Origin of the sequence: Nonomuraea composti, from assembly GCF_012034275.1 — a bacterium.
GTDB classification, from domain to species: domain Bacteria; phylum Actinomycetota; class Actinomycetes; order Streptosporangiales; family Streptosporangiaceae; genus Nonomuraea; species Nonomuraea composti.
Map to the genome: position 1 here is coordinate 77,548 of NZ_JAATEP010000038.1, position 24,441 is coordinate 101,988.

At 66.8% G+C, this 24,441-nt stretch carries 27 protein-coding genes and 1 pseudogene; 12 read left to right on the plus strand and 16 right to left on the minus strand.

The features are described from left to right. Positions 1 to 68: 68 nt before the first annotated feature. The 3 genes from HCN51_RS39515 to HCN51_RS39525 form a co-directional block, all read right to left on the minus strand. Entirely contained in the window at positions 69 to 1,370 is a 1,302-nt protein-coding gene (locus tag HCN51_RS39515; protein WP_168017195.1) for an MFS transporter, read from the minus strand. 145 nt (positions 1,371 to 1,515) lie between these two features. Next, entirely contained in the window at positions 1,516 to 2,337 is an 822-nt protein-coding gene (locus HCN51_RS39520) for an isocitrate lyase/PEP mutase family protein (protein WP_168017196.1), read from the minus strand. 9 nt (positions 2,338 to 2,346) lie between these two features. After that, the gene (locus tag HCN51_RS39525; protein WP_168017197.1) at positions 2,347 to 2,727 is read right to left on the minus strand and encodes a nuclear transport factor 2 family protein; all 381 of its coding nucleotides are present in this window, start codon (positions 2,725 to 2,727) and stop codon (positions 2,347 to 2,349) included. A gap of 271 nt (positions 2,728 to 2,998) precedes the next feature. On the opposite strand from HCN51_RS39525, the gene HCN51_RS39530 reads away from it, so the two are divergent. After that, positions 2,999 to 3,586: a GNAT family N-acetyltransferase gene (locus HCN51_RS39530; protein ID WP_206068412.1), complete on the plus strand. Its 588-nt coding sequence runs from the start codon at positions 2,999 to 3,001 to the stop codon at positions 3,584 to 3,586. A 49-nt stretch (positions 3,587 to 3,635) separates the two neighbouring features. On the opposite strand, the gene HCN51_RS39535 is transcribed toward HCN51_RS39530, so the two are convergent. The 3 genes from HCN51_RS39535 to HCN51_RS39545 all read right to left on the minus strand — a co-directional run bounded on the left by HCN51_RS39535 (position 3,636) and on the right by HCN51_RS39545 (position 5,583). Then, positions 3,636 to 4,274, minus strand: a complete 639-nt coding sequence (locus HCN51_RS39535) for a sigma-70 family RNA polymerase sigma factor (RefSeq protein WP_168017198.1) — start codon at positions 4,272 to 4,274, stop codon at positions 3,636 to 3,638. Positions 4,275 to 4,418: 144 nt separating this feature from the next. Beyond that, a complete protein-coding gene (locus HCN51_RS39540) occupies positions 4,419 to 4,610 on the minus strand; it encodes a hypothetical protein (RefSeq protein WP_206068413.1) in 192 nt (63 codons plus the stop codon). A 217-nt stretch (positions 4,611 to 4,827) separates the two neighbouring features. After that, positions 4,828 to 5,583: an SDR family oxidoreductase gene (locus HCN51_RS39545; RefSeq protein WP_240973728.1), complete on the minus strand. Its 756-nt coding sequence runs from the start codon at positions 5,581 to 5,583 to the stop codon at positions 4,828 to 4,830. Positions 5,584 to 5,787: 204 nt separating this feature from the next. On the opposite strand from HCN51_RS39545, the gene HCN51_RS39550 reads away from it, so the two are divergent. After that, positions 5,788 to 6,465, plus strand: coding sequence for a DNA-3-methyladenine glycosylase family protein (locus tag HCN51_RS39550; protein ID WP_168017199.1), 678 nt, complete (start codon positions 5,788 to 5,790; stop codon positions 6,463 to 6,465). A gap of 25 nt (positions 6,466 to 6,490) precedes the next feature. On the opposite strand, the gene HCN51_RS39555 is transcribed toward HCN51_RS39550, so the two are convergent. From HCN51_RS39555 to lpdA, 5 genes are all read right to left on the minus strand, one after another. Next, entirely contained in the window at positions 6,491 to 6,796 is a 306-nt protein-coding gene (locus tag HCN51_RS39555; RefSeq protein WP_168017200.1) for a DUF427 domain-containing protein, read from the minus strand. A gap of 160 nt (positions 6,797 to 6,956) precedes the next feature. Beyond that, positions 6,957 to 7,277 carry a DUF6510 family protein gene (locus tag HCN51_RS63140; RefSeq protein WP_428981567.1) on the minus strand — a complete coding sequence of 107 codons (321 nt, stop codon included), beginning with the start codon at positions 7,275 to 7,277 and terminating at the stop codon, positions 6,957 to 6,959. Beyond that, positions 7,274 to 8,095, minus strand: a complete 822-nt coding sequence (locus HCN51_RS39560) for an FAD-binding oxidoreductase (RefSeq protein WP_346433958.1) — start codon at positions 8,093 to 8,095, stop codon at positions 7,274 to 7,276. The genes HCN51_RS63140 and HCN51_RS39560 overlap by 4 nt, the downstream gene beginning before the upstream one ends. Then, positions 8,088 to 8,597 carry a molybdopterin-dependent oxidoreductase gene (locus HCN51_RS39565; RefSeq protein ID WP_346433959.1) on the minus strand — a complete coding sequence of 170 codons (510 nt, stop codon included), beginning with the start codon at positions 8,595 to 8,597 and terminating at the stop codon, positions 8,088 to 8,090. Before HCN51_RS39565 ends, HCN51_RS39560 begins: the two co-directional genes overlap by 8 nt. 350 nt (positions 8,598 to 8,947) lie before the next feature. Beyond that, a complete protein-coding gene (gene lpdA / locus HCN51_RS39570; protein WP_206068414.1) occupies positions 8,948 to 10,375 on the minus strand; it encodes a dihydrolipoyl dehydrogenase in 1,428 nt (475 codons plus the stop codon). 324 nt (positions 10,376 to 10,699) lie between these two features. Between lpdA and HCN51_RS39575 the strand changes: the two genes are divergently transcribed. The 4 genes from HCN51_RS39575 to HCN51_RS39590 all read left to right on the plus strand — a co-directional run bounded on the left by HCN51_RS39575 (position 10,700) and on the right by HCN51_RS39590 (position 13,499). Continuing rightward, positions 10,700 to 11,617 (plus strand): NADP-dependent oxidoreductase, encoded by a 918-nt coding sequence (locus HCN51_RS39575; protein WP_168017203.1) that lies wholly within the window; start codon positions 10,700 to 10,702, stop codon positions 11,615 to 11,617. Between the two features lie 72 nt (positions 11,618 to 11,689). Then, a complete protein-coding gene (locus HCN51_RS39580; RefSeq protein WP_206068416.1) occupies positions 11,690 to 12,115 on the plus strand; it encodes a GNAT family N-acetyltransferase in 426 nt (141 codons plus the stop codon). 281 nt (positions 12,116 to 12,396) lie between these two features. Continuing rightward, on the plus strand, positions 12,397 to 12,846 hold the full coding sequence (locus HCN51_RS39585) for a hypothetical protein (RefSeq protein ID WP_168017204.1): 450 nt from the start codon (positions 12,397 to 12,399) through the stop codon (positions 12,844 to 12,846). 26 nt (positions 12,847 to 12,872) lie between these two features. Next, positions 12,873 to 13,499: a TetR/AcrR family transcriptional regulator gene (locus HCN51_RS39590; protein ID WP_168017223.1), complete on the plus strand. Its 627-nt coding sequence runs from the start codon at positions 12,873 to 12,875 to the stop codon at positions 13,497 to 13,499. Between the two features lie 75 nt (positions 13,500 to 13,574). On the opposite strand, the gene HCN51_RS39595 is transcribed toward HCN51_RS39590, so the two are convergent. Next, positions 13,575 to 14,192, minus strand: a complete 618-nt coding sequence (locus HCN51_RS39595) for a GNAT family N-acetyltransferase (protein ID WP_168017205.1) — start codon at positions 14,190 to 14,192, stop codon at positions 13,575 to 13,577. Positions 14,193 to 14,400: 208 nt separating this feature from the next. On the opposite strand from HCN51_RS39595, the gene HCN51_RS39600 reads away from it, so the two are divergent. Continuing rightward, positions 14,401 to 14,769 carry a GNAT family N-acetyltransferase gene (locus tag HCN51_RS39600; protein WP_168017206.1) on the plus strand — a complete coding sequence of 123 codons (369 nt, stop codon included), beginning with the start codon at positions 14,401 to 14,403 and terminating at the stop codon, positions 14,767 to 14,769. Positions 14,770 to 14,944: 175 nt separating this feature from the next. Continuing rightward, positions 14,945 to 15,367 carry a DUF5709 domain-containing protein gene (locus HCN51_RS39605; protein WP_168017207.1) on the plus strand — a complete coding sequence of 141 codons (423 nt, stop codon included), beginning with the start codon at positions 14,945 to 14,947 and terminating at the stop codon, positions 15,365 to 15,367. Between the two features lie 190 nt (positions 15,368 to 15,557). On the opposite strand, the gene HCN51_RS39610 is transcribed toward HCN51_RS39605, so the two are convergent. Further along, positions 15,558 to 16,502 carry an NADP-dependent oxidoreductase gene (locus tag HCN51_RS39610; protein WP_168017208.1) on the minus strand — a complete coding sequence of 315 codons (945 nt, stop codon included), beginning with the start codon at positions 16,500 to 16,502 and terminating at the stop codon, positions 15,558 to 15,560. 412 nt (positions 16,503 to 16,914) lie between these two features. Here HCN51_RS39610 and HCN51_RS39615 point away from each other — a divergent pair. After that, a pseudogene (locus HCN51_RS39615) lies at positions 16,915 to 18,100 on the plus strand (IS110 family RNA-guided transposase). Between the two features lie 263 nt (positions 18,101 to 18,363). On the opposite strand, the gene HCN51_RS39620 reads toward HCN51_RS39615, so the two are convergent. From HCN51_RS39620 to HCN51_RS39630, 3 genes are all read right to left on the minus strand, one after another. Continuing rightward, a complete protein-coding gene (locus tag HCN51_RS39620; protein ID WP_206068420.1) occupies positions 18,364 to 19,452 on the minus strand; it encodes an integrase core domain-containing protein in 1,089 nt (362 codons plus the stop codon). A 292-nt stretch (positions 19,453 to 19,744) separates the two neighbouring features. After that, positions 19,745 to 21,400 carry a glycoside hydrolase family 44 protein gene (locus tag HCN51_RS39625; protein WP_168017210.1) on the minus strand — a complete coding sequence of 552 codons (1,656 nt, stop codon included), beginning with the start codon at positions 21,398 to 21,400 and terminating at the stop codon, positions 19,745 to 19,747. 413 nt (positions 21,401 to 21,813) lie between these two features. Beyond that, positions 21,814 to 22,788 carry a LacI family DNA-binding transcriptional regulator gene (locus tag HCN51_RS39630; RefSeq protein ID WP_346433960.1) on the minus strand — a complete coding sequence of 325 codons (975 nt, stop codon included), beginning with the start codon at positions 22,786 to 22,788 and terminating at the stop codon, positions 21,814 to 21,816. A 151-nt stretch (positions 22,789 to 22,939) separates the two neighbouring features. Here HCN51_RS39630 and HCN51_RS58400 point away from each other — a divergent pair, with 151 nt between their 5' ends. The 3 genes from HCN51_RS58400 to HCN51_RS60270 all read left to right on the plus strand — a co-directional run bounded on the left by HCN51_RS58400 (position 22,940) and on the right by HCN51_RS60270 (position 24,437). Then, on the plus strand, positions 22,940 to 23,698 hold the full coding sequence (locus HCN51_RS58400) for a Gfo/Idh/MocA family protein (RefSeq protein ID WP_346433961.1): 759 nt from the start codon (positions 22,940 to 22,942) through the stop codon (positions 23,696 to 23,698). Between the two features lie 188 nt (positions 23,699 to 23,886). Beyond that, positions 23,887 to 24,123 (plus strand): PmoA family protein, encoded by a 237-nt coding sequence (locus HCN51_RS60265; protein ID WP_240973745.1) that lies wholly within the window; start codon positions 23,887 to 23,889, stop codon positions 24,121 to 24,123. Next, entirely contained in the window at positions 24,120 to 24,437 is a 318-nt protein-coding gene (locus HCN51_RS60270; RefSeq protein ID WP_240973742.1) for a DUF6807 family protein, read from the plus strand. The genes HCN51_RS60265 and HCN51_RS60270 overlap by 4 nt, the downstream gene beginning before the upstream one ends. The last annotated feature ends 4 nt before the right edge of the window (positions 24,438 to 24,441 follow it).

A 24,441-nucleotide genomic window follows, 5' to 3' on the forward strand; every position in this document is an offset into this window, starting at 1 on the left:
AGCCCTTGGCGGTCAGCGCGGGATGACGCCGAGGGGCGATGTAAGCCCCTTGCCACGCTCCAATCTCCTCATCCCCTCCGGACGAGTGTTACGACCCGCCCAGCCACCACGGCGAGTACGGCGGAGGCCAGGACGATGAAGCCCGCCGCAAAGAACACCGCCTGCAAGGTTGTCGACGAGACCAGGATCGCGCCGAGGCCGGACCCTGCCGCCAGGGCTATCTGAAGGTTTGTCACATTCACCGCCGATGCGGCCTCCGGGGATTCCGGGGCCGCGTCGAGTATCCAGACCAGCGTTCCCGGGTTCACGATTCCCCAGAACAAGCCCCACAGCACAAGCAACAGGCTGGCAGCCCAAGGTATGGCGCCCACGCTCGCCAGTGCGATGAGCAGGGCAGCCACTACCGCCGCCGCCCCGGCGAAGCTGCCGATCACTCCGCGCTTGAACAGCGATCCAGCGATGAGTGAGCCAACGATGCCACCGATGCCGTAGATGACGTACAGCAGAGAGATCACGCCGCTGGACAGATGCGTATGGTCCATCAGGAACGGGGTGACATAGGTCCAGGCGGCGAACTGTCCGATGAACACCATCGCGCCCGCTGCCATCCCGAACCGGGCGGCCCGCCGTGTCACGACTCCCACGAGATCACGCAGGTGTGTACGCCCCTCCGGCGGAATACCGGGCAGCACGACTACCTGCACGACCACGACGAGCAGCGTCGCCGCCGCCGCAATGGCGAAAGTGAGACGCCAGCCGACGAGGTTGCCCAGGAACTGCCCCGCAGGCAGCCCCACCACCGTCCCACCCGAAATACCAGCCGCGATGACGGTGATGGCGCGAGTGCCGCCAGCCGGGCCCACCAGCTTGGGTCCGACCGGTGAGACCACGGTCCAGAAGGCCCCGAGAGTGGCGCCGAAGATCATACGGGCGATCAGCACCAGGACGAAATCCGGCGCCACTGCGACGACCGCGTTCGACACCAGCACCGTCAGCCCCAGGACGAGGATGACGGAACGCCTGTTGAAGCGGCCGGAGCCGAGGAAGAACAGCGGCGCCGACACCGCCGCGCTGAACCCCGGCACGAGCACCATCAGCCCTGCGAGGCCGAGCGAGACATGCAATCCGTCGGCGATCTCCGGTAGCAGCCCCACTGGCAGCGTCTCCGTCATGACGATGACGAACGCACCGAGCGCGACCGCACCGACGGACGCCCAGCTCCGCCTGCTACCGGGCTCGGCACCAGTGGCAGCAGCGCGGGCGGCTGAAGTCTGGGCCGGGACGCGGACGGCCGCGGTGCAGAAGGATGCCGTGACCACCCGCATCTGCGATGCGTGGTGCGTCAGCGTCGGCTCTTCGTTTTCGATCATGTGTTCTCCTGGCTACTCACATGCTTCTGACCGGACTCTGCTCGGTTAGCGCGCCACGGCGTATCTGCACGAGCCCCTCGGGCGGCCAGAACAGCTCACGGCGAGATCTGGCTCTATGCGCCAAGTGCAGGGCTGCGCGGCCGTGTTAGCCCTTGATGAGGTCGATGATGTGGCCGAAGTTGAGATCGGATGCGAGTGCCGTCAGGTCTCCCTTCGCAAGCTTCGCCGCAGCCGCTTGTGCTGCTCCGAGAGCGTGCGTGTAGGGGTCGACCCCGAGGCTGATCCGGCGGACACCGACTGTCTGGAGGTCCGCGAGGGTAACCGCGTCTTGGGGACCGACGAGGACGTTGACCGGCTTGGGGGCGACGGCCCTGACGACTGCGCTGATGGAGGCCAGATCCGGCAGGCTCGGCGCATAGAGAACGTCAGCTCCTGCCTCCGCGTAGGCGGAGAGACGGCGGATTGTGTCATCGAGGTCGGAAATTCCCCACAGGAAGTTGTCCGTCCGACCAGTCAGAACGATCCGTCCGTACGCGGCCGCGGCGGCGGCCTCGATGCGGCGAACCGCGTCGTCGAAGTCACGAATCGGGCTGGAAGGGTCACCAGTAGTGTCCTCGACTCCGATGCCGGCGATATTGCGGGCGACGGCAGCGTCGACAGTGGCCCGAACATCCTTGGGAGTCTCGCCGTAGCCGTCCTCGAAGTCTCCGTTGATCGGTAGGCCGCTCACGGACGTGAGCAGGGCGGCATGGTTCAGGTGCTCATCTCGGCCAACAGCGTGGATGCCGTCGAGCCGGCCCAGGGTCGCGGCGAGGACCGCTGAAGAGGTCGCGATGGACTTGAACCCGGCCTCCTTGAACAGCAGGGCCGAGGGGCCGTCCCATGCGTTGGGCATGATGAACGTGCCGGGGCCACGGTGGAGTTCGGCGAACCGTTCGTAGCGCGTCTGGACCGCGACGTCGGACATGGCGGCGGGTCAGGCACCCGGGGCGATCGCGCAGGCGGAGACGCAGAGCCAGACGCCCTCACGCTTCTGGTACACGTCCGTGTACAGCGCGTCGTGCTCCACCCCATCGGCGATCATGGTGTACGTCACCCTGCCGTGGATCAGCGCGACGTCGCCGAGGATTCGGATCTTGACTTCGTGCAGAACTTGATCCTTGAAGGGGCGGAGCCTGGCGATGTCTTCGAGGTACTCCTCACGATTGCGGGTGACGCCCGGTGTCTGCACGATGAAGTCCTCAGCGAGGAATTCACCGAGGCGCTTGGCATCGCTGGCCTGGTCCGAGCGGTTGTAGTCGAGGTTGAGCTGCTCGAGGATCGCCAGATCTTCGGCCGGCGACTTGGTGTCGTTCATCTCTCGTTCCTTCTTCATCGAGCCGGGCGTTCACCGCGGCTGGGTCGTCGTTTCCGCGCCGTCTACGCGGCCCCGGCTCGGCCGGTGTCCACAAATAGGACTATATAGTCCAAGTTAGATCACCTCGACGCCACTAGGCAAGCGTGCGGAACATGAGCCGAACTGGCTTGACTCCGGGAGCTTAGATGGACGACTTCGTCCGATCCGGCGTAGTGTAATCAGCCCCTGATCGCCCTGTTGGGTGTGTCCTGTCCCCCGTCGAGGAGCAGCGTTGTCTCACGAGGTCACCATTGTCGGCTCGACCATCAGCACACCACGGTTGCGGCTGCGTCCGTGGCATCAGGCAGACGCAGCGGAGGCGCTCGACATCTACGGCAGCACGGAGGTCTCCCGGTGGCTGGCCCCGGCCATGGATCGCGTCAACGATCTCGACCAGATGCGGGCGGTGATCACCAGATGGATCGCCACACCCCTGGGATCCGAAGGGCGTCCGACTGGCCGGTGGGTGATCGAAGAGACCGAGAGCGGGCGCGTCGCCGGCTCGGGGCAGATCCTTCCGCTACCGCCGGAGGGCGACGACCTGGAGCTGGGCTACCAGCTCGCTCCCTGGGCGTGGGGCCGCGGGCTGGCGGCCGAGGCAGGTCACGCTCTGGCCCACTACGCCTTCAGCAACGGCGAGGAAGAGGTCTTCGCCGTCGTACGACCCCGGAACGATCGCGGTGCACGCGCCGCCCGTCGCATCGGGATGGAGTGGGTCGGAGAAACGGAGAAGTACTACGAACTGCGGCTTCAAGTCTTCCGGCTCCGCAAGGGCGACCTGGACACCTCCGCGCTCGAGCCGGGCCCCGTCGAACGCTGATCCCGGTTCACGCCTGGTCGTTCTCGATCGAGATGGCTGCAGGCGACCCTCAGGCCGACCGAATCGCAGGCGCCTCAGGCAGGTAGCCATCGGCCACCAGCGCGACACGGAGTTTCTTCCTCGCGTCGAAGAGCACCTTGTACAGCGCGTTGTGGGTCGAGCCCAGTTCTTCGGCCAGAACATCCATCGGCATGCCGTCGAGAACCGTCGCGACGAACACGAGCCGCTGCCGATCGGACAGGTTCTCGTTCACCGCAGCCGAGACAGCGTCCGCGAATTCCCGCACCTGCGCCTCACTCTCGGGGCCGACGTCGAGCCGAGAAGCGAGCTTGGACCAATCCTCTTGTTCGTAGGGGATCTCGTGGCGACGCCAGAAGTGGCGGTTCATCTTCGTGGCCACGTTGAGGATCGCGAACTTGCTCGCCCACGTGGTGAACCGCGCCTCACCCCGGAAGGTGTCCAACCGCTCGGTGACAGCCATCAGTGCGTCAGCGGCGGCCTGATGGGCGATGTCCTCGAGTTCCGGGCCGTCCAGCTTGAGGAGGGAGGCGCGTCGACGAGCCTCGGAACGCGCGACGCGGAGCAGCAAGGGATACAACTCGGCGCATGTCACCTCTCTCCGTGGGCCTGCGGCGGCGAGATCCCGCACCCATCGGCGGTTCTCTTGATCGATCTCCGAGTCGTCCACCGCAAACCTCTTCCGTCAGAGCAGCACAAGCCGTGTACGCGCTGGTCGAGCCGCTCCCGACACTGCGCCTACGCCCACCGTATAATGGACGATATAGTCCATCCAAATGTGCTCTGTCTCGTGGATGGCCGTGCTTCGCGGACTCTATAGTCCGGCTTGTTCGGTTACTGCAGGCCAGGCTGAGATCAGGCCGGCCACGATGAGCACCGGCAGCAGGCCCTTCAAGTCCTGGGCGCACGGACCGCAGGCCGGAAGGTGTGCATGGATGCCCGGGAACCGCTCACCCGGGTCGTCGCCCGCAGCGAGCGGTTCCGCATGGACGTCCAGCATCGCCATCGCTTCGTCCCAGCCCGCGTCGCGTGGATCGGTCGGAGAAGGTCGTCCGGTCGAGCCCAGTGATCATTTCGCTGATCGCCGGATGCGTTGTGCGCTTTGTCGTCCACGCGGCCATGGACAATGGTCAACGAGATGGCGCGCGTTGGCGCCACGCTTGGCGTCGAGCGGCGACGCCGAATGCCGGCAGAGCAGGCCTGCCAATTTGTGACGAATTCGGTCAGATGGCCAAGCCTGCGCCCCCGGACACGACGATCTCTTGCCCGGTGACGTACGCGGCATCGTCCGAAGCCAGGAAAGCGACCGTCCCGGCGACGTCTTCTGGCGTCCCGAGGCGGCCGAAGGGGTTGCGCTCGGCCATCGCGGTCATCGTCCCCGCGACGTCTTCGGTTGCCGTCCGGATCGAGGCCCGCGTCATCGGGGTGTCGGTCATTCCGGGGCTGACCGCGTTGATGCGGATGCGGCGCGGCGCGAGCTCCAGGGCCAGAGTCGGGATCATGGAGAGCATCGCGCCGTGGGACCCGGCGGCGACGCTGCTACCGGTCAGGCTGCGCGTTGCTCCGATCCCCACGGTGACGATGACCGAAGCACCGTCGGACAGCAGCGGCAACGCCTTGACCAGGGTGAAGAACACCCCTTTGGTGTTGACGGCGAACACGTCGTCGTACGCGGCCTCGTCCCAAGACTCCAGCGTCATGGGATGGTTCACGCCGGCGTTCAGGAACAGCGTGGTCAGATTGCCGAATTGCACTCCGACTTCGGACATGACCCGATCAGTGTCCGAGAGCGAGCGTGCGTCAGCTTGCAGGACCAGGACATCGTCGGGCAACTCCTCCCGCGCCCGGGCGACGCTCTCGGGGCGCCGTCCGGTGACCGCGACGCGGTAACCGCGCTCGCGCAGAGTCCGCGCGGCCGCCTTCCCGATTCCACTGGTGCCGCCCGTGATCAGGGCTGTACGTGCCGACATGACAATCATCCCATCCTCGTTGTTGGCTCGACTGGACAGCCCCATGGCATCGCGTGGGTGCCAGGCATGCAGGACAACTCGCCCGCAGTCACCGAGCTCACAGGCCGGCGAGCCGGCCTCCCGCCCTCATCGTGTACCTGGATGTCTAGCCGGTCCGTCCGGAGCGCAAACCTCTACTGGACTATATCGTCCAAGTTTGCCAGGCTGGTGACTATGACCATGACCCGTACGGGGAAGCGTGCGACCAAGGAGCAGCATGCGGCTGCTGAGTACTTGGGCTCGCTCGACGACCCGCTCGCCCGGTGGGTGCAGTCGACCGGACCGATCGATGCCTACGACGCGCATCTGGCCGTTACGGTGCGCAGCCCGCTCGAATGGTTCTCCTTCGCCGTCACCTCGCGGCAACTCAGCAGGGCATCCCGCTTGGCGATCTACGCTCGGCTGCTCGCGCAGTTCGGCGGCGCCATCACTGCAGAGCGTGTCGTCTCGACCGACGAACGGATCCTGCGCGACGTCGGGTTGTCTCACCAGAAGGCCCGGACGATCCGTGCACTCGCCGAACGCGTGGATGACGGCCTGCTGGATCCGGACGAACTCGCGGCCATGACGGATGCCGAGATCCACGCCCTCCTCGTGGCCGTACCCGGTATCGGTCCATCGTCCGCGCAACGGTTCATGCTGCATTACCTGCGCAGGTCAGACATCTTCCTGGCCGGTGACCTCACTGTGCGCCAAGCGATCACCGTACTCGATCAGCTGAACAGCGTGATCACGCCGAAGGGCGCGGAGCAGCGAAGTGGGCCGTGGCAACCGTATCGGTCGTATGCCACGTCGTACCTGAGGGGTTACATGTGGGAACTGCACCCTGCCGTTCTTCCTGCGCATGGCTGACCTGTTCGGTCATCGTCGTGGCCTATCAGCTCTCGATCCGAATCTGGCCCTGATCGAACGCGACATAGCCACTGAAGTCGCGGCCTACACGCGCCGCCGCCGACTCATAGAGGTCCGGGTAGGACCAAGCCCCGTCATGGAGCACCATCTCGCCGGTCAGGACGTCGTGATACTGGGCCCTTCCCTTCCAGGGACAGGCATAGGGCGTGGCGCTGTCGCGGAGCGCGCCGGCCACGACCGAGTCCGGCGGGAAGTAGACATTTCCCTCAATCCTGACAACCGCCTCGTTCGTGGCCTCGGCCACGACGGTCTCCCCGACCACAGCTTTCATTCCGTTTCCTCTCGTCGATCCTTCACCTGGCCGCATCCGCCCTCGCGACCGGCCCAGGGTGGGCACCGGCAAGCACCCACCCCGTACCCTCATCAGCCCTTCCCAGTCCAGGCCGGACCTTCGTGTCGGAACGGGCGGCTTGGCCGCCCGGCGGTCGCGGTCAGGCGGGGCCTGGGGTGGGCAGGAACAGCCATGAGCTGGAGCCCGAGAGGTCGAGCCAGGTGCCCCGTGGTGTCCTGGCCACGCGGGCGACCATCGCCTCACACCGGCGACAGCGCAGCACGGTTCCCGGTCCACCCAGGTATGCCGATAGTTGTCCGAATGCTTGTGTGGCGCCGCAGCTGCCGCAGCGGACCGTGACGGTGGTCGGGTCGCTTGCGAGGATCCCGGCGAAATCACCGGCGGCGGCGTTGCCGTCCAAGACCGCACCTGACTCGGCGCCGCCGTGGGGTGTGGCCGGGGGCGAGAGATCCGAGCTCATCGATCAGCTCCTGTTGGTCCGAATCGTTCCGTGCGTATGCGATCGTCGGGGTATCCCGCCTTGTGGAGCAGGCGTGTGGCGTGGTCGACGAAGCCAGAGGATCCGCACACGTAGACCCGGACCGCCAGGGGCTCCGGCCACGCGGACGGCGGTTCGATGTCCTCGATCGCGAGGTGTGAGGCTGGACGGGGGTGCCCGTAGGGGATCTTGCGCGAGTAGACGAGCCGCACTTCGGCGGACCCTGGTGCGGACAGATCGGCCGACAACTCTTCCAGCTCAGGCCCGTACATGAGATCGCGAGGGCCGCGAAGCGAATACACGAGCATCGTCGGCGTCGAATCCCCTGCTCGCTTCCGGGCTCGCAGCATGGTGACCAGCGGCACCACCCCTGACCCGCCGGCGATCAGGAGTACCGGACCGCCCCCGATGGACGGGTCCCCCGGCTCCCAGACGAACCATCCGCCGATGGGCCCGCGCACATCGAGCTCGTCACCGAGCTCCATGCTCTCCACCAGGTACGGCGAGACCTCGCCGTGAGGCAGGAGATCGACGGTGACGGCGACGCGGTTGGACGCGGCGGGCTCCGCCAGCGAGTAGCTGCGTTGGGCCGAGTAGCCGTCCGCGGCTGTGAGACGTAGGTCTACGTGCTGACCGGGCAGATGGCCGGTCCAGCCGGGGACGTCCAGGGCGAGTGTCCGGGAATGCCAGGACTGCGGGTGCAGACCGATGAGCGTCGCCTTGCGCCAGTGAATGCCTCCTGGCGGAGCCTCCTCAGCAGAGCTGTCGGCCTGACCCCCGGTCGAAGTCGTGTCAGTCACCGGCGTAGCGCTCCTCGCGCCATGGGTTCCCGTAGTTGTGATAGCCGAAGCCTTCCCAAAAGCCCGGTTCGTCGGAGCGCTGCATCGTGACGCCGTTCACCCACTTCGCGGACTTCCAGAAGTAGAGATGGGGCACCAGCAGCCTGGCCGGACCACCGTGCTCGACGTGAAGCGGCTCTCCCTCATACTCGTACACGATCCAGGCCTTGCCCCCGACAAGGTCCTCCAAGGGGAGGTTCGTGGTGTAGCCCCCGTACGAATGCACCATCGCGTATTCGTCGTCGGTCTCGACCTCCTCGAAGAAGGTGTCGAGCGCCACGCCCCGCCAGCGGGTCCCGAGCTTCGTCCACCGGGTCACGCAGTGGATGTCGACGTTGATCTCCTCGGAGGGCAGGGCCATCATCTCGGTCCAGCTCCACCGCCTCGGCTGGCCGCTCTCAGGCGTGATGGTGAAGCTCCACACCTCCGTCGAGATCAGCTGTGTCGGCCCGGCCGTCAGCACGGGGAATCCGTGGGTCAGATGCTGACCGGGCGGCAGATCGACGGCACGCGGATCGTGATGGCCGAAGAAGCCACGGGAGATTGTCACCCTGTGCTCTCTTCCAGACTCAACGGTCTCTAGTGGTGGGCGTCTCACGGTCGGGTCGATGGCGACAGCGACCCCGGCAATGGACGGTTTAGTCCAACCTAAGGTCCTGCCGGAGCCACTGTCAACGCGCACGCAGTCCGCCGCGCGCATCGCGCTTCTCCGGGAGGCCGCTGGTCCGAGGCAGAGGTCCTCCCCCGGCTACGTCAGCGTGTGCGAGCGGCACCCGTCGATCATGCACAGACGCGGCTGTGGTGCGGAGACGGCTAAAGGTTGATCATGTGGCCGGCGATGCCTTCGATGGCTTCCTTCATCGCCTCCGACAGTGTCGGGTGAGCAAAGATGTTGCGGGCCACCTCGTCGGCCGTCAGGTCCCACTGCTGGGCCAGCGTCAACGCGGGTAGCAGCTCGGTGACCTCCGGGCCGATCAGGTGCGCGCCGAGCAACTCGTTGTGCGTCGCGTCCGCGACGACCTTGACGAATCCGACGCCTTCAGCCAGCCCACGGGCCTTGCCGTTGGCAGAGAAGGGGAACTGCGCGACCTTGACGTCGTATCCCTTCTCCTTCGCCTGGGCTTCGGAGTATCCGAAGGAGGCGATCTGCGGCCGGCAGAACGTCGCCCGCGGGATCATGTCGAAGTCGATCTCCATGGTCTCTGCGCCGGCGATCGTCTCCGCGGCGACCACGCCCATCGCCTCGGCGGTGTGAGCGAGCATCAGCTTGCCGGTGCAGTCACCGATCGCGTAGACGCCCTCGACGTTGGTGCGACCGCGAGCATCGACCGCGATCGCACCACGGTCGGTGAGCGCGACACCGGCGGCTTCCAGGCCGAAGCCCTGCGTGCGCGGCGCGAAGCCGAAGGCTGCCAGGAACTTGTCAGCCTCGATCAGCCGCTCGTCGCCGCCGGTGGACGGGGCCACCGTCACCCGTACGCCGGAGCCGGTGTCCTGGACGCCCTTGACCGCCGTGGACAGCAGCACCTTGACGCCCAGCTTCTTGTAGGCGCGGAGCAGTTCCCTGGACACATCGGTGTCCTCGGTCGGCACCATCCGGTCCAGGAACTCCACGATGGTGACGTCGACACCGAAGTTCTTGAGCACGTAGGCGAACTCCACCCCGATCGCGCCCGAACCGCCGATGACGATGGACTTCGGCAGCTGATCGGTGAGGATCTGCTCCTCATAGGTGACCACGTTCTCGGAGAGCGTGACCCCCGGTACCAGCCGCACCGTGGCACCAACGGCGATGATCAAATTGTCGAAGGTGTAGGACGCGGTCCGGGAGTCGTTGACGACGTCGATCGACGTGGGCCCGGTGAGGGTGCCCCAGCCGTTGATCTCAGTGATCTTGTTCTTCTTCATCAGGTAGTGCACGCCCTTGGCGCTCGCCTCGGCGACGCCACGGCTGCGCTTGTGGGTGACGGCGAAGTCCATGCCCGGCTCACCCGTGATACCGAAGGTGTCCTTCTCCTGGGTGATGATGTGGGCGATCTCCGCGTTGCGCAGCAACGCCTTGGACGGAATGCAGCCGACATTGAGGCAGACACCGCCCCAATACTTTTCCTCGACGACGGCGACCGACTTGCCGAGCTGCGCGGCGCGGATGGCGGCGACGTATCCCCCTGGGCCGGCACCGAGGACAAGGACATCGAAATGGGTCACGAGCCAGAGCCTAGACCGCCTCGGTCGCGCCATACGTCACGCCGGTCCACGACGGGACCTCCCAACGCACCGGGGAACGGCGGCTCTTCCATGCGGTCGCCGACCGATGACTCCGCACGGCTGCTCGCCCGAGGTCACCGCCTCCTCCCGCCGCCGAGCATGCGATACGCCCGCCGGGCCCCCCGAAGGGCAGCCGGAGCTTCAGGCGACGCCTGGCCTCGGAGGCGGCGCGGCGGGGCTGCGTTCCCCGTCGCAGATCGTCCGATCAGCCGGGTAAGACAGGGACGTCCCGCGTCACCAAGGGGATGAGCCGAAGTTTCGTGTCGGCGAGCGACTGATACAGCGAGAGGCGTACCGATGAAGGCCATTGTGGTGACGGACGAGGCGGCGGGAACGGCCGGGATGACGCTGGCGGAACGGCCTGAGCCGGAGGCGACGGGGAACGATGTTCTGGTTGAGGTTCACGCGTCGGGATTCACCCCCGGCGAGCTGACGTGGCCAGGAACGTGGACCGACCGCCTCGGCCGGGACCGCACGCCGTCGATCCCCGGCCACGAGGTGGCCGGGGTGGTCACCGCGCTCGGCTATGGCACGAGAGGACTGTCGGTGGGGCAGCGGGTGTTCGGGCTCGCGGAATGGACTCGTGACGGCACCCTGGCCGAGTTCGTGGCCGTCGAGGCGCGTAACCTCGCGCCGCTGCCGGGCGACGTCGACTTCACGGTGGGGGCGAGCCTGCCGATCTCGGGCCTGACCGCGTGGCAGGGACTGTTCGTGCACGGCCGCTTCGAGGTGGGGCAGAGCGTTCTCGTGCATGGTGCGGCCGGTGGAGTCGGTTCGATGGTGACTCAGCTCGCCAAGGAGGCCGGCGCCTACGTCATCGGCACGGGACGCGCCGCCGACCGTCAGACGGCGCTCGACTTCGGCGCGCAGGAGTTCGTCGACCTGGACAATGACACCCTGGAAGACGTCGGCGGCGTCGACCTGGTCTTCGATGTGATCGGTGGCGACATCTCCAGGCGGTCCGCGGGCCTGGTCCGCGCCGACGGAATGCTGGTGACCATCGCCGGCCCGCCCGAGGCGCAGCCGGCCGGGGGTCTGGCGGTCGACTTCGTGGTCGAGGCCGATCGCGCACAACTGGGTGAGATCGTCCAGCGGGTCCGGGACGGCCGGCTGCGCACGAACATCGGTAACGTGGCGACCCTCGACGACGCCGTCGCCGCCTTCAACCCGACTGAACGGATCAAAGGAAAGACGATCATTCGTATTCGTCCCTGAAGGATCCGGCACACCCCAGAACATGCATGACCGGCCCCGGCAGGCGAACGAGTAACCACGAATGAGCATCCCATGACCGACCCGACCCGCTACGCCTTCGAGTACCCCGAGGGGAAGAACTCCCTCAGCGAGGACCAGAGCGTCCTCATGGACGAGGTGATCGACGATCCCCGTGCTCCCGCGTTCGACTTCACAGTCGTCAATGACGAGAACGCCGGCATCTACGAGGCCATCCTCGACGACCGCGAGATCGCCGGACTGCCCTACGACGCCGCCGGCGACGACCGGCTCGTACTGCTGGCGACCTCGGTGTTCCCCAAGTACCGCAAACAGGGCATCGCCACCGAGCTCATCAGACGCGTCCTCGACGACGTGCGCGCGCAGGGCAAGACGGTCACCATCATGTGCCCGGTCGTACGCGCCTTCATCGATCACAACCCCGAGTACACCGACCTTGTCGATCCCGAGCACCCCGGAGTAGCCAAAGGCCACCGATGACCTTGGCTGCTCCTGGCGCCGCATCATCGCCCATGACCTGGCCGTTGACCTCAAGCAGCTCGAGAAGAACCTCATCTGGGCCGAGGTCACCGGCCGGGTGCCGGCCCGTGCTCGACGCCGGCACCGTGAGCATCACCGTCTGTGGCACAGCTCGGTAGCCGTTCACGGACCAGCGTCCGTCAACGACGCCGAGGATGTGCATGCCCACGCACCTCTTTGGACTATTTAGTCCCATCCTGTGGCAGAATATGTGAGCGATTTCGACTGGCCGGGAGGGATTGATGACGACACACTTCGCGGAAGTCTTGGCCCGCGAAAGCGCTTCCCTGTCTGGCGTCACCGACCGGGCCAAGCTCGCCTGCTGGCGTCGCCGCGTCGTCAAGGAGCTCATGACCCCGCAATCACCGTACGTGCTGGCGCTGCGGCAATCGGGCGATGTGCCCGAGCGGGCCGATCTCCTCGAGCGCTGGTGCGAGCTCATCGCAGAGACGTTGGACCGGTTGCTCAAGTCCGGCGCCACAGAGGACTTGCCGTGCCCTTCCGCGCAGACCTCGAGAGCGGATGTCGACGTCCGGAAGACCGCCGTGCTGATCCTTGCAGCGCTTCACGGAGGCAGCACCCTGAGCCAGATCGCACGAGACCCTTGGCCGCTCAACGCCGCGCTCGACATCGCGCTCGCGCCTTTTGCAGGAGCCGAGGATGACAGCCCTGCGAGGACGGAGAACGAGTAGTCCGATATCAGTAACATGAAGACGTGATGACGACCGCTGACTCGCACACTGGCAGACGCCTGACGGCGCGCGGCGCAAAGACGCGGGCAAAGATCGTCGCCGCAGCGGCCGACCTGATGTACGTCAAGGGAGTCGGGGACACCACGCTCGACGACGTGCTCGCAGCGAGTGGAGTGAGCAAATCGCAGCTGTACCACCACTTCGACGGCAAGGAAGCGCTCGTGCGAGCCGTCATCGATCACGTGGGAGAACGCGTCATCCAGCGTGAGCGCGATGCCCTCGGCCATGTCTCGACCATCCCGGGCCTGCGACGCTGGCGGGATGCGCTGGTACAGAGCAACGCCCTACGGCATGGCGCCTACGGCTGTGCGCTCGGCACGCTGGCCTCGGAGGTCTCCGATCAGGACGAGCTCGCGCGCCAGGCGTTGGTCCAGCTTTTCAGCGAATGGCAGGAGCTCCTGGCAGGCGTGTTGCGCAGGCTTCAGGACAAGGGCACACTTCCGGCCGAGGCTCCCATCGACCAGCTCGCGACCGGGCTCATCGCCGCTCTCCAGGGCGGATACATGCTGGCCCAGACCGCGCGCGATGTCACACCGATGGCGACCTCCATCGACATGGCGCTGGCGTACATCGAGAGCCTGTCTGCCGATTGAGCCAACATCGGAGGCATACGATTCGGCCCGGCCATCGATCAGGTCTCGAGGAGACGTCGGGCGCCGTCGTCGAGCTCACCAGTCGTTCAACCCGTCCGGGTCATAGGAGTGGTCCAGCGAGATCCCGGGCCGGATCCTGTGCAGGTCCGCCCGGCCCATCCGCAGCACCTCGAGCCGCACGCCGTCGCGTACCCAGGTGAAGTCATCGACGGCGGTCATTCCGAGCCGCCTGGCAACGGCAAGGCTGCCGACGTTCTGCGCCGGCGCCGCGACGAAGAGCTCCTCGACATCGGCGGCAAGAAAGGCCTGGTGTGCCAGCGCATGGCCGATCTGGCCAGCCACGCCACGGCCACGAGCCTCGGGCCGCAGATGCCACCCCATCACAAGCCGGGGATCGCGCGGGCTGAAGGAAAGCAGGGTCGCGCCGCCGAGGAGCCGGCCGTCATCGGCCGCCTCCACGGCCCACATGCCCTGCGGCACAGGGCTCCGTGACGATCGCAGATCCCAGTCTCCCAGCAACTCCCGCATCTCGGCGAGATCACGCACAGGCCGCCGCCTGCCGATGGCCTTGGCGACGGCCGGGTCCCCGTAGATCTCGAACGCCCCCTGGGCATCTTCGGCGGACCAGGAACGCAGGATGAGGGTCGGGGTGACGATGCGCTCAGGCTCGATGGTGACGTGCAGATCGTCCATGACGTCAGTGCTCCCTGTCCTCTTCTCGGCTCGTTCGTCATCGATGGCGGACCCGAGCAACCTCGAGAGGGAAACGGGACCTTATAGTCCAAATATATGGTACCTATGTGTATGTTGGCAGCAGATGAACGTCACACGTGGATGGGACAGTCCGGATGGCAGGCGTGCACGAGGGCGCGGCGTACCTCCACGCTGGAAGGGTGAGCCGATGAACGGCGAGGAACAGGTACCGGTGACCGAGGTGCTGATCGACAACACCGATCAAGGGCGGTTCGAGCTTCACCGCGCACGCGATCTGGTCGGCTGGCTCTACTACACCCACCTGAAGCCCAGCCGGTACGCCCTGCTGCACACCGAGGTGGAGCCGAGCCATCAGCACCAGGGCGTGGCGAGCGCGATGGTGCGGCACGTGCTCGACGAGATCCGCGCCCGCGAGGGCACGATCACCGCCATCTGCCCCTTTGTCGCCGACTACCTTTCACGAACGACCACCCATACCGATTTGATCGACCCTCGGCACCCGGGCTACTCCGATCGTGCTGCCGCCGAGTCGGTGAGCACGAAGGCCGGCGACTGAGACCACCGAGCCCCCGACGCCTGCTGAGCTTCCATCGACTCAGCCACGACCCGGTCACCCAGGCACGGCCAAGCTCCGCGCCACCGCTGCTCACCGCCTTCGGCCGTACACGGCTGAGTCCTTGACCAGTGACCCGGTCGGCCCAGCGCACCATGCAACCCACTGAGGAGAAACCATGGACGACTACGTCCCCGGACTACTGCCACCAGAGGAGAGTCTCGATGACGACGAACTCGGCGAGGACGGCGACGGCCCCGGCTATCTGCCGGGGGATCGCCCCATCGGCAGCCTGGCCTGGGGGCTGACCGCCGACGAAGCTCGCACCCATGAACCCTTCAGCCAGAGACTTGCCCATGAGGTTCCCGACATCGCAGCCGCAGAGTTCGGTGACGGGATCGGTGACGCATCCGATACCGACGGCGAGCTCATCGACGACCAGGTCGGATATCTGAGGGCAGGGCGGCTCGTCTGGGCCACCCAAGACGCCGGCGACCCGTCATCGGATCTTTGGGCCGAAGACATCGGCGTCGACCGTGCGGGAGCGTCCGCGGAGGAGGCCGCGATCCATATCGTCTCCGGCGACCAGTTCGAAGTGTAGGAGGGTTCCAAGGAGCAGTTCTGGGTCCATCCTGCAGAAGCCCTGACCGACGCCCCTTGGTCAAGCAACGCCCACCGGGTCAGGTGTTGCGATCGCCCCTGGAACCCATGTTGTAGACGATCATGCCGGCAACCTGTCCGTCGGCCCTCGCCGTGCCGATCCACCGCCCGGCGATCACGTCGTCGGCTCCTCATGGGCGAACGCGGATGACGGTCTTTCCCTTGGGCCGCTCGGCCGGGTTAAAGGCGGCGACGGCATCGTCGAGGGTTGCGATGTTGCCGATGTTGGTCCGCACTCGCCCGTCACGGACACGCCGGATGATCTCCCCCAGTTGAGGGCGATCCGGCACGACAACGAAGTCGACCGCTAGGCCGTCGGCGGGCCGCACCTCGGGCGGGCCGGCGATGGCCACCAGCATCCCTCCGGCTCGAACCAGACCCGCGGACCGGTTCCCGATGTCTCCGCCGAAGACGTCAAACACCAGATCGACTCCACCGATGTCGTCCAGGACGTCGTTCTCGAGGTCGACGAACTCCTGCGCGCCGAAGTCCAGCGCCGCCTGCCGACCGGTGGCGCGTCCGGTGCCGATGACGTAGGCGCCGGCCTCGCGGGCGAGCTGCGTCGCCATCGAGCCGACCGCACCAGCCGCACCGTGCACGAGGACGCTCTGCCCCGCCCGGAGGCGGCCGTGCTCAAACAGTCCCTGCCACGCGGTCAGCCCCGACATCACAACGCTCGCGCCTACCACGAACTCGACGTCGCCCGGGAGCGGCGCGAGGTTGCGCGCCTCGACGACTGCGTACTCCGCCAGCGTGCCGTCACGAGTCCAGTCCGTGAGGCCGAACACCCGCTGGCCCACCGATAGCCCCGTCGTGCCATAGCTGAGGGCTCTGACCACTCCGGCCACTTCGTGGCCGGGGATCGACGGCGTCCGGTCACGGCCGAGGCGATCGGTCCAGGTCGAGGGCCACGACAGCTCATCCCAGGTGAATCCGGACGCATGAACCTCAACGACCACATCGCCGTAGTTCGCGCCCGAGAGGCTGGCGAGCCTAGCCGTCTGCGGATCGGGCCGCTCCACCAGTTTCATCCCAGCCGTCCCGGCGCCCCGGTCCGTCACCACGATCGCTTTCATCCGATACCTCCCCGCATCCAGTCCTCGCCGCAAGTCTCTGCACGGCTCGATGGACTATATCGTCCATATCTTGTCAAGGAGATGCACTACGCCAGATGCGGATGTCCTAATGAGTCTTGGGAGTAAGCCATCCGGCAGACTCCGTGGTGGATGGTGGCCGCCGGCAGGTGAGCACTCGGGTGTCCCGGACCTCGAGTCCTGATGAAAGATCGTGCCCCTGCCGGTTGGTCGGGAGAGTTGATCGCTGATGGGATGTCGTGCCCGCCCGCATGCAGCGTGAGCACTGCTTCATTAGGTCGCAGATGCCTCTCCCACGGGCTGCTGACCAGCGAGAACGAAGACATCGACGGGAGGATTTGTGCGGCTATTCGTGGGAGACGACTGGGCCGAGGACCACCACGATGTGGAGCTGATGGACGCCACCGGCACGCGGCTGGCCAAGGCCCGGCTGCCGGAGGGGGTGGCAGGCATGGTCCGGCTGCACGCGATGCTCGCCGAGCAGCTCGGCCCGGACATCGAAGATGAGGAGGAAGCCGTCCGTCAGGTGCTGATCGGCATCGAGACCGACCGGGGCCCGTGGGTGCAGGCGTTGGTGGCGGCCAGCTACCAGGTGTTCGCGGTCAACCCGCTGCAGGCCGCCGACTACCGCAAGCGGCATAAGGTGTCGGGCACCAAGAGCGACGCCGCCGACGCGCACGTGGTGGCCGACATGGTGCGCACCGACGCCCATCAGCTGCGCGCTGTGGCTGGCGACAGCGACCCGGCTGAGGCCATCAAGGTGGTCACCCGCGCGCATAAGACGCTGATCTGGGAGCGCACCCGGCAAACCCAGCGGCTGCGGCACGCACTGCGCGACTACTTCCCCGCCGCCCGGGCCGCCTTCGACGACCTGGACGCACCCGAAGCCCTCGACCTGCTGGCCGGGCGGCCAATCCTGCCGCCGCCGCAAGGCTGACGATCAGCCAGATCAGCGCGGCGCTCAAGCGGGCCGGGCACCGCGGCGACCTGGCCGCCAAGGCCGCACCAATCCAGGACGCCCTGCGCACCGAGCACCTGGGCTAGCCCGAGGTGGTCACCGCCGCCTACGCCGCCTCCGGCCGCGCCCTGATCGCCGTCCTTGCCACCCTGAACCAGCAAGTCGCGGCCCTGCACAAGGCGGTCGAGGCGCATTTTGGGCAGCACCCGGCCGCTGAGATGATCTGCTCTAGCCGGGGCTGGGACCGATCCTCGGTGCCCGGGTGCTCGCAGAATGCGGCGATGACCCCCAGCGGTATGCCAGTGCCAAGGCGCGTAAGAACTACGCCGGCACCAGCCCGATCACCCGGGCCTCGGGCAAGAAGAAGGTCGTCGCGGCCCGCTACGTGCACAACGACCGGCTGATCGACGCCTTGCTCACCCAGGCGGCCACTGCCGTCCGCGTCTCGCCCGGCGCCCGCGCCTACTACGACAAGCAACGGGCCCGCGGCGCCGACTACAACGCCGCCCTGCGCCAGGTCGCCAACCGCCTCGTCGGCATCCTGCACGGCTGCCTCAAGACCGGCGCCCTCTACGACGAGGGAACCGCCTGGTCGCATCACGCCGAATCGCTTGCTACTTGACAACTAAAGCTCCTGGGATGTCTTTCAGAGCCCGGGACGATTTTGGACTGAATCATCCTGTGACAACTAGACTGTCGGAGTTCTGTCCCGTCAGGGCCGGCCACCCGTCATCACCCGAGAACAAGAGCGCGCATGCCGACACCGAGTCCAATCATCGGTGACGTCGCTCTGATCCCCGCACACCGACACGACCAGCCAGCCCGGTGATCAACCATGACCGACCTCACCGTCACTGCGCCTGCCGAAAATTCGATCCATGCAGGTCAAGCGGCATGTGAATATTCGTGGAGGACACCGCCGAGCCGAGCTCGTCGGCGTATCTTTAGGTCGGTGATTCGCTCTGGATCTGTGATCGGATCGGGGACGGTACGCAGCGGCGCTGCTTGGTCCAGGGCTTGGTGTGCTCGATGGTGGTTGTAGAAGTGTTCGTACTCGCGTAGGGCGTGCCGCAGGTGGTGTTCGTTCCATACGAGGCAGCGGTCGAGGAGCTCGTGACGGCACGACTGCACCCACCGCTCCATGATGGAGTTCATGCGCGGCATTCGGATGTCGGTGAGCACGGTCTTGATGCCGGCTTCAGCAGGGATCTCATCCATGAGGACGGGGAACTTCTCATCCCTGTCTCTGATCAGATAGCGTGCTCGGCAGCCCGCATCGTCCAGGTCCATCACCAGGTTCCTGATCGCTTGGGTGACCCAGTCGGCGCTCGGGTGCGCGGTAGTGCCGAGCACCCGAATGCGCCTGGTGGTGTGCTCGATGACGGCCAGGATGTACTGGCGCTGTCCGTTCAGGGTGATGGTCTCGAGGAAGTCGCAGGCCAGCAGGGCATTGGCTTGCGAGCGTAGGAAGTCCGCCCAGGTGGTGGACGCTCGCTCGGGCGCTGGATCGAGCCCCTCTTGTTTGAGGATCTCCCAGACCGTGGATGGTGCGACCTTGACGCCTAGCGTGGTGAGCTCTCCGTGAACGCGCCGATAGCCCCAGCCCGGGTTCTCCCGGACCAGGCGCAGAATGAGGGCGCGGATGGAGCGGACCGTGGGTGGGCGCCCGGGCCGCTTCGGCCGGCAGGTGCGGGCATGGCGCCGTTTCATCAGATCACGGTGCCAGCGCAATACGGTGTCCGGGCGGACGAGGAGTCGCAGCCGGTCGAGAACCTCGCGGGGCAGCGGGGTCAGGAGAGCGGACAGAAAAGCCCGGTCTTCGGGTGCGAATCTCGCTTTGGTGTCGGCACCGAGTTGGCGTTCCAGGACGGTGATCTGGTGACGCAGGATGAGGATCTCCACGTCTTTGTCCCGATCACTCATGGGCAGCAACCGCAGCGCGGCAAAGGCGTTCGCAATGGTCAGATAGGCCAAGCGAAGGAGCACAGCGGATCATCCTGCCGTACGCGCTTTCGTCTCCCGGGGGACGGGAGCTCGCGTACGCCAAGCAAAGCCCTCGTAGAGTCATGACCTGGGCGGATGTAATTGTCGGCAGGGCGCAATGTGGAGCTGGTCGACCGGCGGCACCAGGCAGGTCAGCGGGTGAATGCCTTCTCGCGGGGCAGCGGGCCGATGCCGGAGCGGCGTCGTAGGACAGGGTTCGCCGCGGCCGTTCGTGCGCCCCCGACCGGTGGCGGCACCTGGGCCGAGCCCTGCCGACGCGCCGTCAACGCCGACGTGTCGGCAGGTCCAGCAGGGTGATCGAGTTCGCCGGGTACGTCGCTGTGACTCGGCCCTGGCGCACCAGGAGATCGTCACCACGCACGATCGAGCCGAGATCGGCCGGGCCGTAGGTGAACCGCTGCGCCTTGGCGTTGCCGTGCAGTCCGGCGATCGACAACGGTGCGGTCAGCTCACCGCCGGTCTTGTTGATGACCATCAGGGTCAGCGCCTTGTCGCGGGAGCGTTGCGCCCCGTACACCGCCAGCTGCCCCTGATCGCCACTGGCCGCCGACACGCTCACGTCACCGAACCGGCTCCCCGCACCGTCGTAGTTGCGATACATCCGAAACGCGTAGGCGCCCGGCTGGGTCGGCTGGGGTTCGCCCCAGATGGTGGCGAGGTCGAGGCCCTCGCGCCCGAAGATGCCGAGAACGTCGGCCTGCGCCAGGGCGCCGTTGATGTCGTCCAGCGCCCCCCAGTTGTACTCGGTGATCGCGGTCTTCGTCCCGGGGTAGTACTGCGCGACCCAGTCCTTCATCTTGCGGATGAACTGCAGCGGCGGCGCGTTCACGCCCGAAGGGCCGATCCAGGACTCCTCGACGTACGTCGGGTCCCACAGCGAACGGGTGGAGCGCAGCCGCCACGCGTTCGACTCGGGGTCCTTGCCGCCGTTGATCTGCGGGTAGTAGTGCTGGTCGAAGTAGTCGAGCATGCGCTTGCCGCCGTGCGTGTCGCTGTAGTCCTTCATGTTCTTCAGGAACCACTGCGACAGGTTGAGCCCGCCGTGCGCGGCCGCGTCGGCGCCCGGCGCGCACCCGTCCACCCCGGACGCGACCCACTCGCAGTACCCCCAGCCGGACGGGCCGAGCACCGCCGCGCTCGGGTCGGCGGCCTTGATCGCCGCGGCGGTCGTGGTGCTCTTGCCGCCCAGTTCGTCGTAGGAGACCGCCTCAGGGTGCACGTCGCGGTGCGTGGAGCTCCACAGCACCGGCTCGTTGTCGAGCTCGTAGATCGGTACGCCGCCGCGCGCCGCCGTGCCGAACTGGCTCACCAGGTGCGCCACCATCTCGCCGGTGAACGCGGCGTCCACCGGGACCGAGGTGTCGGTGGGCACCGCCCCGGTAAGGTCGGCGTTGTCGAGCCGGCCGTTGCCGCAGCCGGCGTCCCACGGGTCGAAGGCGTCCTGCGCGGGGAACCGGCCGGCGGGGAATCCGCAGGCGAACGGGTGCTGAGCGGGCGAGTCCTTGGCCACCCACCCGCTCATCGGCACGGTGACGACCTGCTTGCTACCGCGGTCCTGGCTGGTCTTGACGTACGCCTCGACCGTGTTGTCGGGGCCGGCGACGATGTTCTCGAAGTACCAGTCGCTTCCGGTGTTGTAGGTGTGGTTCTTGAAGTTGTAGCGGGTGCTCGCGTTGCCGCCCCAGCGCGTCACCGGCAGGCCGATCTCGGCCGCGAACGCCGGGTCGGCCCCGTTCATGCCGTAGATGTCGGGACTGATCGGGTGCCGGGGGGCGGACAGGTCCACCGACAGCGCGGGCCCGGCCACGGCCGCCGCCGGCTGCAGGGACGCCTGGGCGGTCAGCGTCCCCGCCACCAAAGACACCGCCACGCCGAGGGTCGCGAGCGGTCGCAGCTTCCGCCGTCGTCGAGCATCCATCGTCGGCGCTCCCGTCATCCGTTCATGGTCAACAATCGACGAGCGTGACCAGCTGCCTTACGGGTGTCAAGGCGCTGCGATCGCGTCCAGCGGGTGCTCGGCTCGCGTGAGGGGTACGTTTCCTGGTCAAGCCCGTCAGCTGCTTGTGAACGACCCGGCCGCGGTTCCGGTGGCGGCCTGAAAGTTGCAGAGCCGGCCGCCGCGACGGTGACCAGCGAGACGGCGTTCCTGGTCGCCTTCGTGCCGGTGAACCGGCGGACGCTGGAGGTGGACCGGCTTCACCGTCGACGACGTGCGGTACTACAGCGACGCGCTCAAGCCTTGGATCGCCCGCCGCGACGGGCCGGTGAAGACTGCACAACATGCTGGCCGGGCGTGACGGGGCGCGCCACGAGCTCCTCGACCTGCTGCGCCTAGCGACCGGCGGGACGGCGTGCGGCGCCAGTCGTCTCGCGGATGATGAGTTGATTGAGGGTGCTCTCAGCGACCTCCGGCATGGGCTCGCCCCGAACGGCGGCGATGAGCCGCAGCATGGCGTCACGGCCCTGTTTCTCGCGATCGACCGCGACCGTGGAGAGCGCCGGTGTGGCGAAGCGTCCCATCTCCTCGTCGTCCCAGCCGAAAACGCTGAGGTCCTGCGGCACCATCCAGCCTCGTGACAACGCTCCTCGCACCACACCCATAGCGAGAAGGTCGTTCGCCGCCACCACCGCAGTGACGCCCGAATCGGCCGGCAGGCTCGTGATCGCGTCATATCCGTATTGCGCCGACCAGCCGCCTTCGATGACTCCGTATGAGGTGAGCCGCATCGCCTCAATCGTCTCCTCGTACACGAGTCGTCGATTGCGGGCGGAGGCGTACCCTTGCGGGCCTGCGACGTGGAGGAATGTTCGATGGCCCAGACCTGCGAGGTATTCGATGATCTCCTTGACGGGCGAGCCGTCAGCGAGTTGTCCCATGCCGCGCATGCGGTCGTCGTAGTCGCCGGTGACCAGGATCGGCACCCGGTTGTGGGCGGTGGCGTCGAAGGTCAGCGGTGCCAGTGACAGAATCCCTTCGATCTGCCCGGAGTCGGCGATCTCTCGCACCCGCTCGGACCGGGTCTCTATGCCTCCTTCGACTCCGATGAGTTCGAGCTGGTAGCCCATCTCGTGCACAGTCAGCGCGGCGCCGTCGAGTAGTCGGAGGGGAAAGTAACTGGCGGAAGGCAGGACGACCGCCAGCCGATTGGTACGGCGGGTGCGCATCGCGCGGGCCAGCAGGTTGGGGTGGTAGTCAAGCTCCTTGACCGCCGCGTCGATCTTCTCCCGGGTCGCCGGCTTGAGGCCGCCGTTATGGCGGAAGTAGCGCGACACGGTTTGGTGGGAGACACCTGCAAGCCGCGCCACCTCGTGGATGGTGGCGCGACGAGGCGGTTCTGGGGCCAAGGCGGTCCTCCTGGGTGGAGCGCTGTGGGGGCATTGACACCCCATAGACGTCGCTTTATGTTAAACCAACATTAAACGTGATCGATCACTTTTGGCCTCCCAGGGAGGATCTGTGCCCGATTTGTCGTTTCCAATCCGAGTTGGGATCGTGGGAGCCGGGGCCATCGCTCGTACCAGTCACCTTCCGGCTCTGCTCGCGAGGGGCGATGCGGTCAAGGTCGTCGCCGTCTGCGACCTCGATCCCGGCCGTGCCAAAGAGCTGGCCGATGCCTACGACATCCCCGGGCGCTACACCGAGTCGACAGACGTGGTGGCGCGAGAGAACCCCGATCTCATCGCCGTCGCCACACCACCGGTCGCGCATCGCGAGGCAGTGATCACCGCCCTGGGCGCCGGGGCGTGGGGCTGGTGCGAGAAACCACCGACACTGTCGCTCGCGGAGTACGACGAGATCACGGCCTACGAGAAGGACGGCGGCCCGACCGTGGGCCACGGCATCCACCAGATGGATCTCCTGCTCAACCTGCTCGGCGACTGGCATGAGGTACACGCCGTGGCGGCGACGCTCGGCCGCCGGACCGAGACCGAGGACGTTTCGTTCGCCATCGTCCGCTTCGCTTGCGGCGCCATCGGCTCAAGCGTCAATAGCGTCATGTCCCCCCGTGAGACGAGCTGCCTGCGTTTCGACTTCACCGACGCCACGGCCGAGGCCGAGCACCTCTACGGCCACGACAACTCCCACTGGCGCTGGACCCCCGCGCCGCACGTCAGCGACACAGGCAGGATCGCCGGTTGGGCGCCTGACGAGAACACCACCCAGCTCGCATTCCATCCAGCTCGCCACGCTGCTGGCCGCCATGGAAGCCGGTGAGCGTCCCCCGGCCAGCGGCGCCGATGGCAGGCGCGTCATGGAACTGATCACCGCCATCTACCAGTCCGCCATCACCGGGCGTCCCGTCAGCCGAATCGAGCTGAGCCAGGACAACCCCTTCTACCACTCACTGAACGGTGGCGACCCGCCCACCGCGATAACCCGCCTGCGACAGAAGGAAACCGGCCGTGCCAAACACCAAGCTGAGCGTCCGCGACGAGGACAAGGCGTTGATCATCACCGCCGACGACGTCCCGATCGCCCACTATCTCTACCGTCCGGACGCCCCCGCGGCCGAAGCGCCCGAACCCTACCTGCATCCCATCCGCCCGGCGGCCGATTACGCGGGCTTCTTCTGGCGCGGCCCCAGGTCTTGGACGCACGGAACGATCACCGCTGCCGGCGGGCAGGGGGCGAGGAGATGATGGGCGCCGAGGCCGCGTGGATCGCTCTTTCCGGGCAGCACGACGAGATCGACGGCGGCGGCACCGTGCTGGCCATCGCCGGACACTCCAGCGCGTCCGTACCGATCAAGTGGTTCGTGCACGGAGACCCGTTTCCCGTGATCAGTCCCTCTCCGACCTTTGACGAAGAGATCGCGCTGGCCGACGGCGACCACCGTAGTCAGCACCATCCGCAAGCCCGGCCCCGCGCCTCCGGAAGGTGCGGGCGGCTACGGACCTGGACGCCTTCTGTCGTATCCCGCCGGCAAACGCCGGATGAAGGAGCACACATATGACCAC

Excerpts from the sequence above, each read along its gene's own strand:
- HCN51_RS39515 (WP_168017195.1), bottom strand. The coding sequence starts at position 1,370 with ATGATCGAAAACGAAGAGCCGACGCTGACGCACCACGCATCGCAGATG.
- HCN51_RS39520 (WP_168017196.1), bottom strand. The coding sequence starts at position 2,337 with ATGTCCGACGTCGCGGTCCAGACGCGCTACGAACGGTTCGCCGAACTC.
- HCN51_RS39525 (WP_168017197.1), bottom strand. The coding sequence starts at position 2,727 with ATGAACGACACCAAGTCGCCGGCCGAAGATCTGGCGATCCTCGAGCAG.
- HCN51_RS39540 (WP_206068413.1), bottom strand. The coding sequence starts at position 4,610 with ATGGCGATGCTGGACGTCCATGCGGAACCGCTCGCTGCGGGCGACGAC.
- HCN51_RS39545 (WP_240973728.1), bottom strand. The coding sequence starts at position 5,583 with ATGATTGTCATGTCGGCACGTACAGCCCTGATCACGGGCGGCACCAGT.
- HCN51_RS39550 (WP_168017199.1), top strand. The coding sequence starts at position 5,788 with ATGACCATGACCCGTACGGGGAAGCGTGCGACCAAGGAGCAGCATGCG.
- HCN51_RS39555 (WP_168017200.1), bottom strand. The coding sequence starts at position 6,796 with ATGAAAGCTGTGGTCGGGGAGACCGTCGTGGCCGAGGCCACGAACGAG.
- HCN51_RS63140 (WP_428981567.1), bottom strand. The coding sequence starts at position 7,277 with ATGAGCTCGGATCTCTCGCCCCCGGCCACACCCCACGGCGGCGCCGAG.
- lpdA (WP_206068414.1), bottom strand. The coding sequence starts at position 10,375 with ATGGCGCGACCGAGGCGGTCTAGGCTCTGGCTCGTGACCCATTTCGAT.
- HCN51_RS39575 (WP_168017203.1), top strand. The coding sequence starts at position 10,700 with ATGAAGGCCATTGTGGTGACGGACGAGGCGGCGGGAACGGCCGGGATG.
- HCN51_RS39580 (WP_206068416.1), top strand. The coding sequence starts at position 11,690 with ATGACCGACCCGACCCGCTACGCCTTCGAGTACCCCGAGGGGAAGAAC.
- HCN51_RS39585 (WP_168017204.1), top strand. The coding sequence starts at position 12,397 with ATGACGACACACTTCGCGGAAGTCTTGGCCCGCGAAAGCGCTTCCCTG.
- HCN51_RS39590 (WP_168017223.1), top strand. The coding sequence starts at position 12,873 with ATGACGACCGCTGACTCGCACACTGGCAGACGCCTGACGGCGCGCGGC.
- HCN51_RS39595 (WP_168017205.1), bottom strand. The coding sequence starts at position 14,192 with ATGGACGATCTGCACGTCACCATCGAGCCTGAGCGCATCGTCACCCCG.
- HCN51_RS39600 (WP_168017206.1), top strand. The coding sequence starts at position 14,401 with ATGAACGGCGAGGAACAGGTACCGGTGACCGAGGTGCTGATCGACAAC.
- HCN51_RS39605 (WP_168017207.1), top strand. The coding sequence starts at position 14,945 with ATGGACGACTACGTCCCCGGACTACTGCCACCAGAGGAGAGTCTCGAT.
- HCN51_RS39610 (WP_168017208.1), bottom strand. The coding sequence starts at position 16,502 with ATGAAAGCGATCGTGGTGACGGACCGGGGCGCCGGGACGGCTGGGATG.
- HCN51_RS39625 (WP_168017210.1), bottom strand. The coding sequence starts at position 21,400 with ATGGATGCTCGACGACGGCGGAAGCTGCGACCGCTCGCGACCCTCGGC.
- HCN51_RS60270 (WP_240973742.1), top strand. The coding sequence starts at position 24,120 with ATGATGGGCGCCGAGGCCGCGTGGATCGCTCTTTCCGGGCAGCACGAC.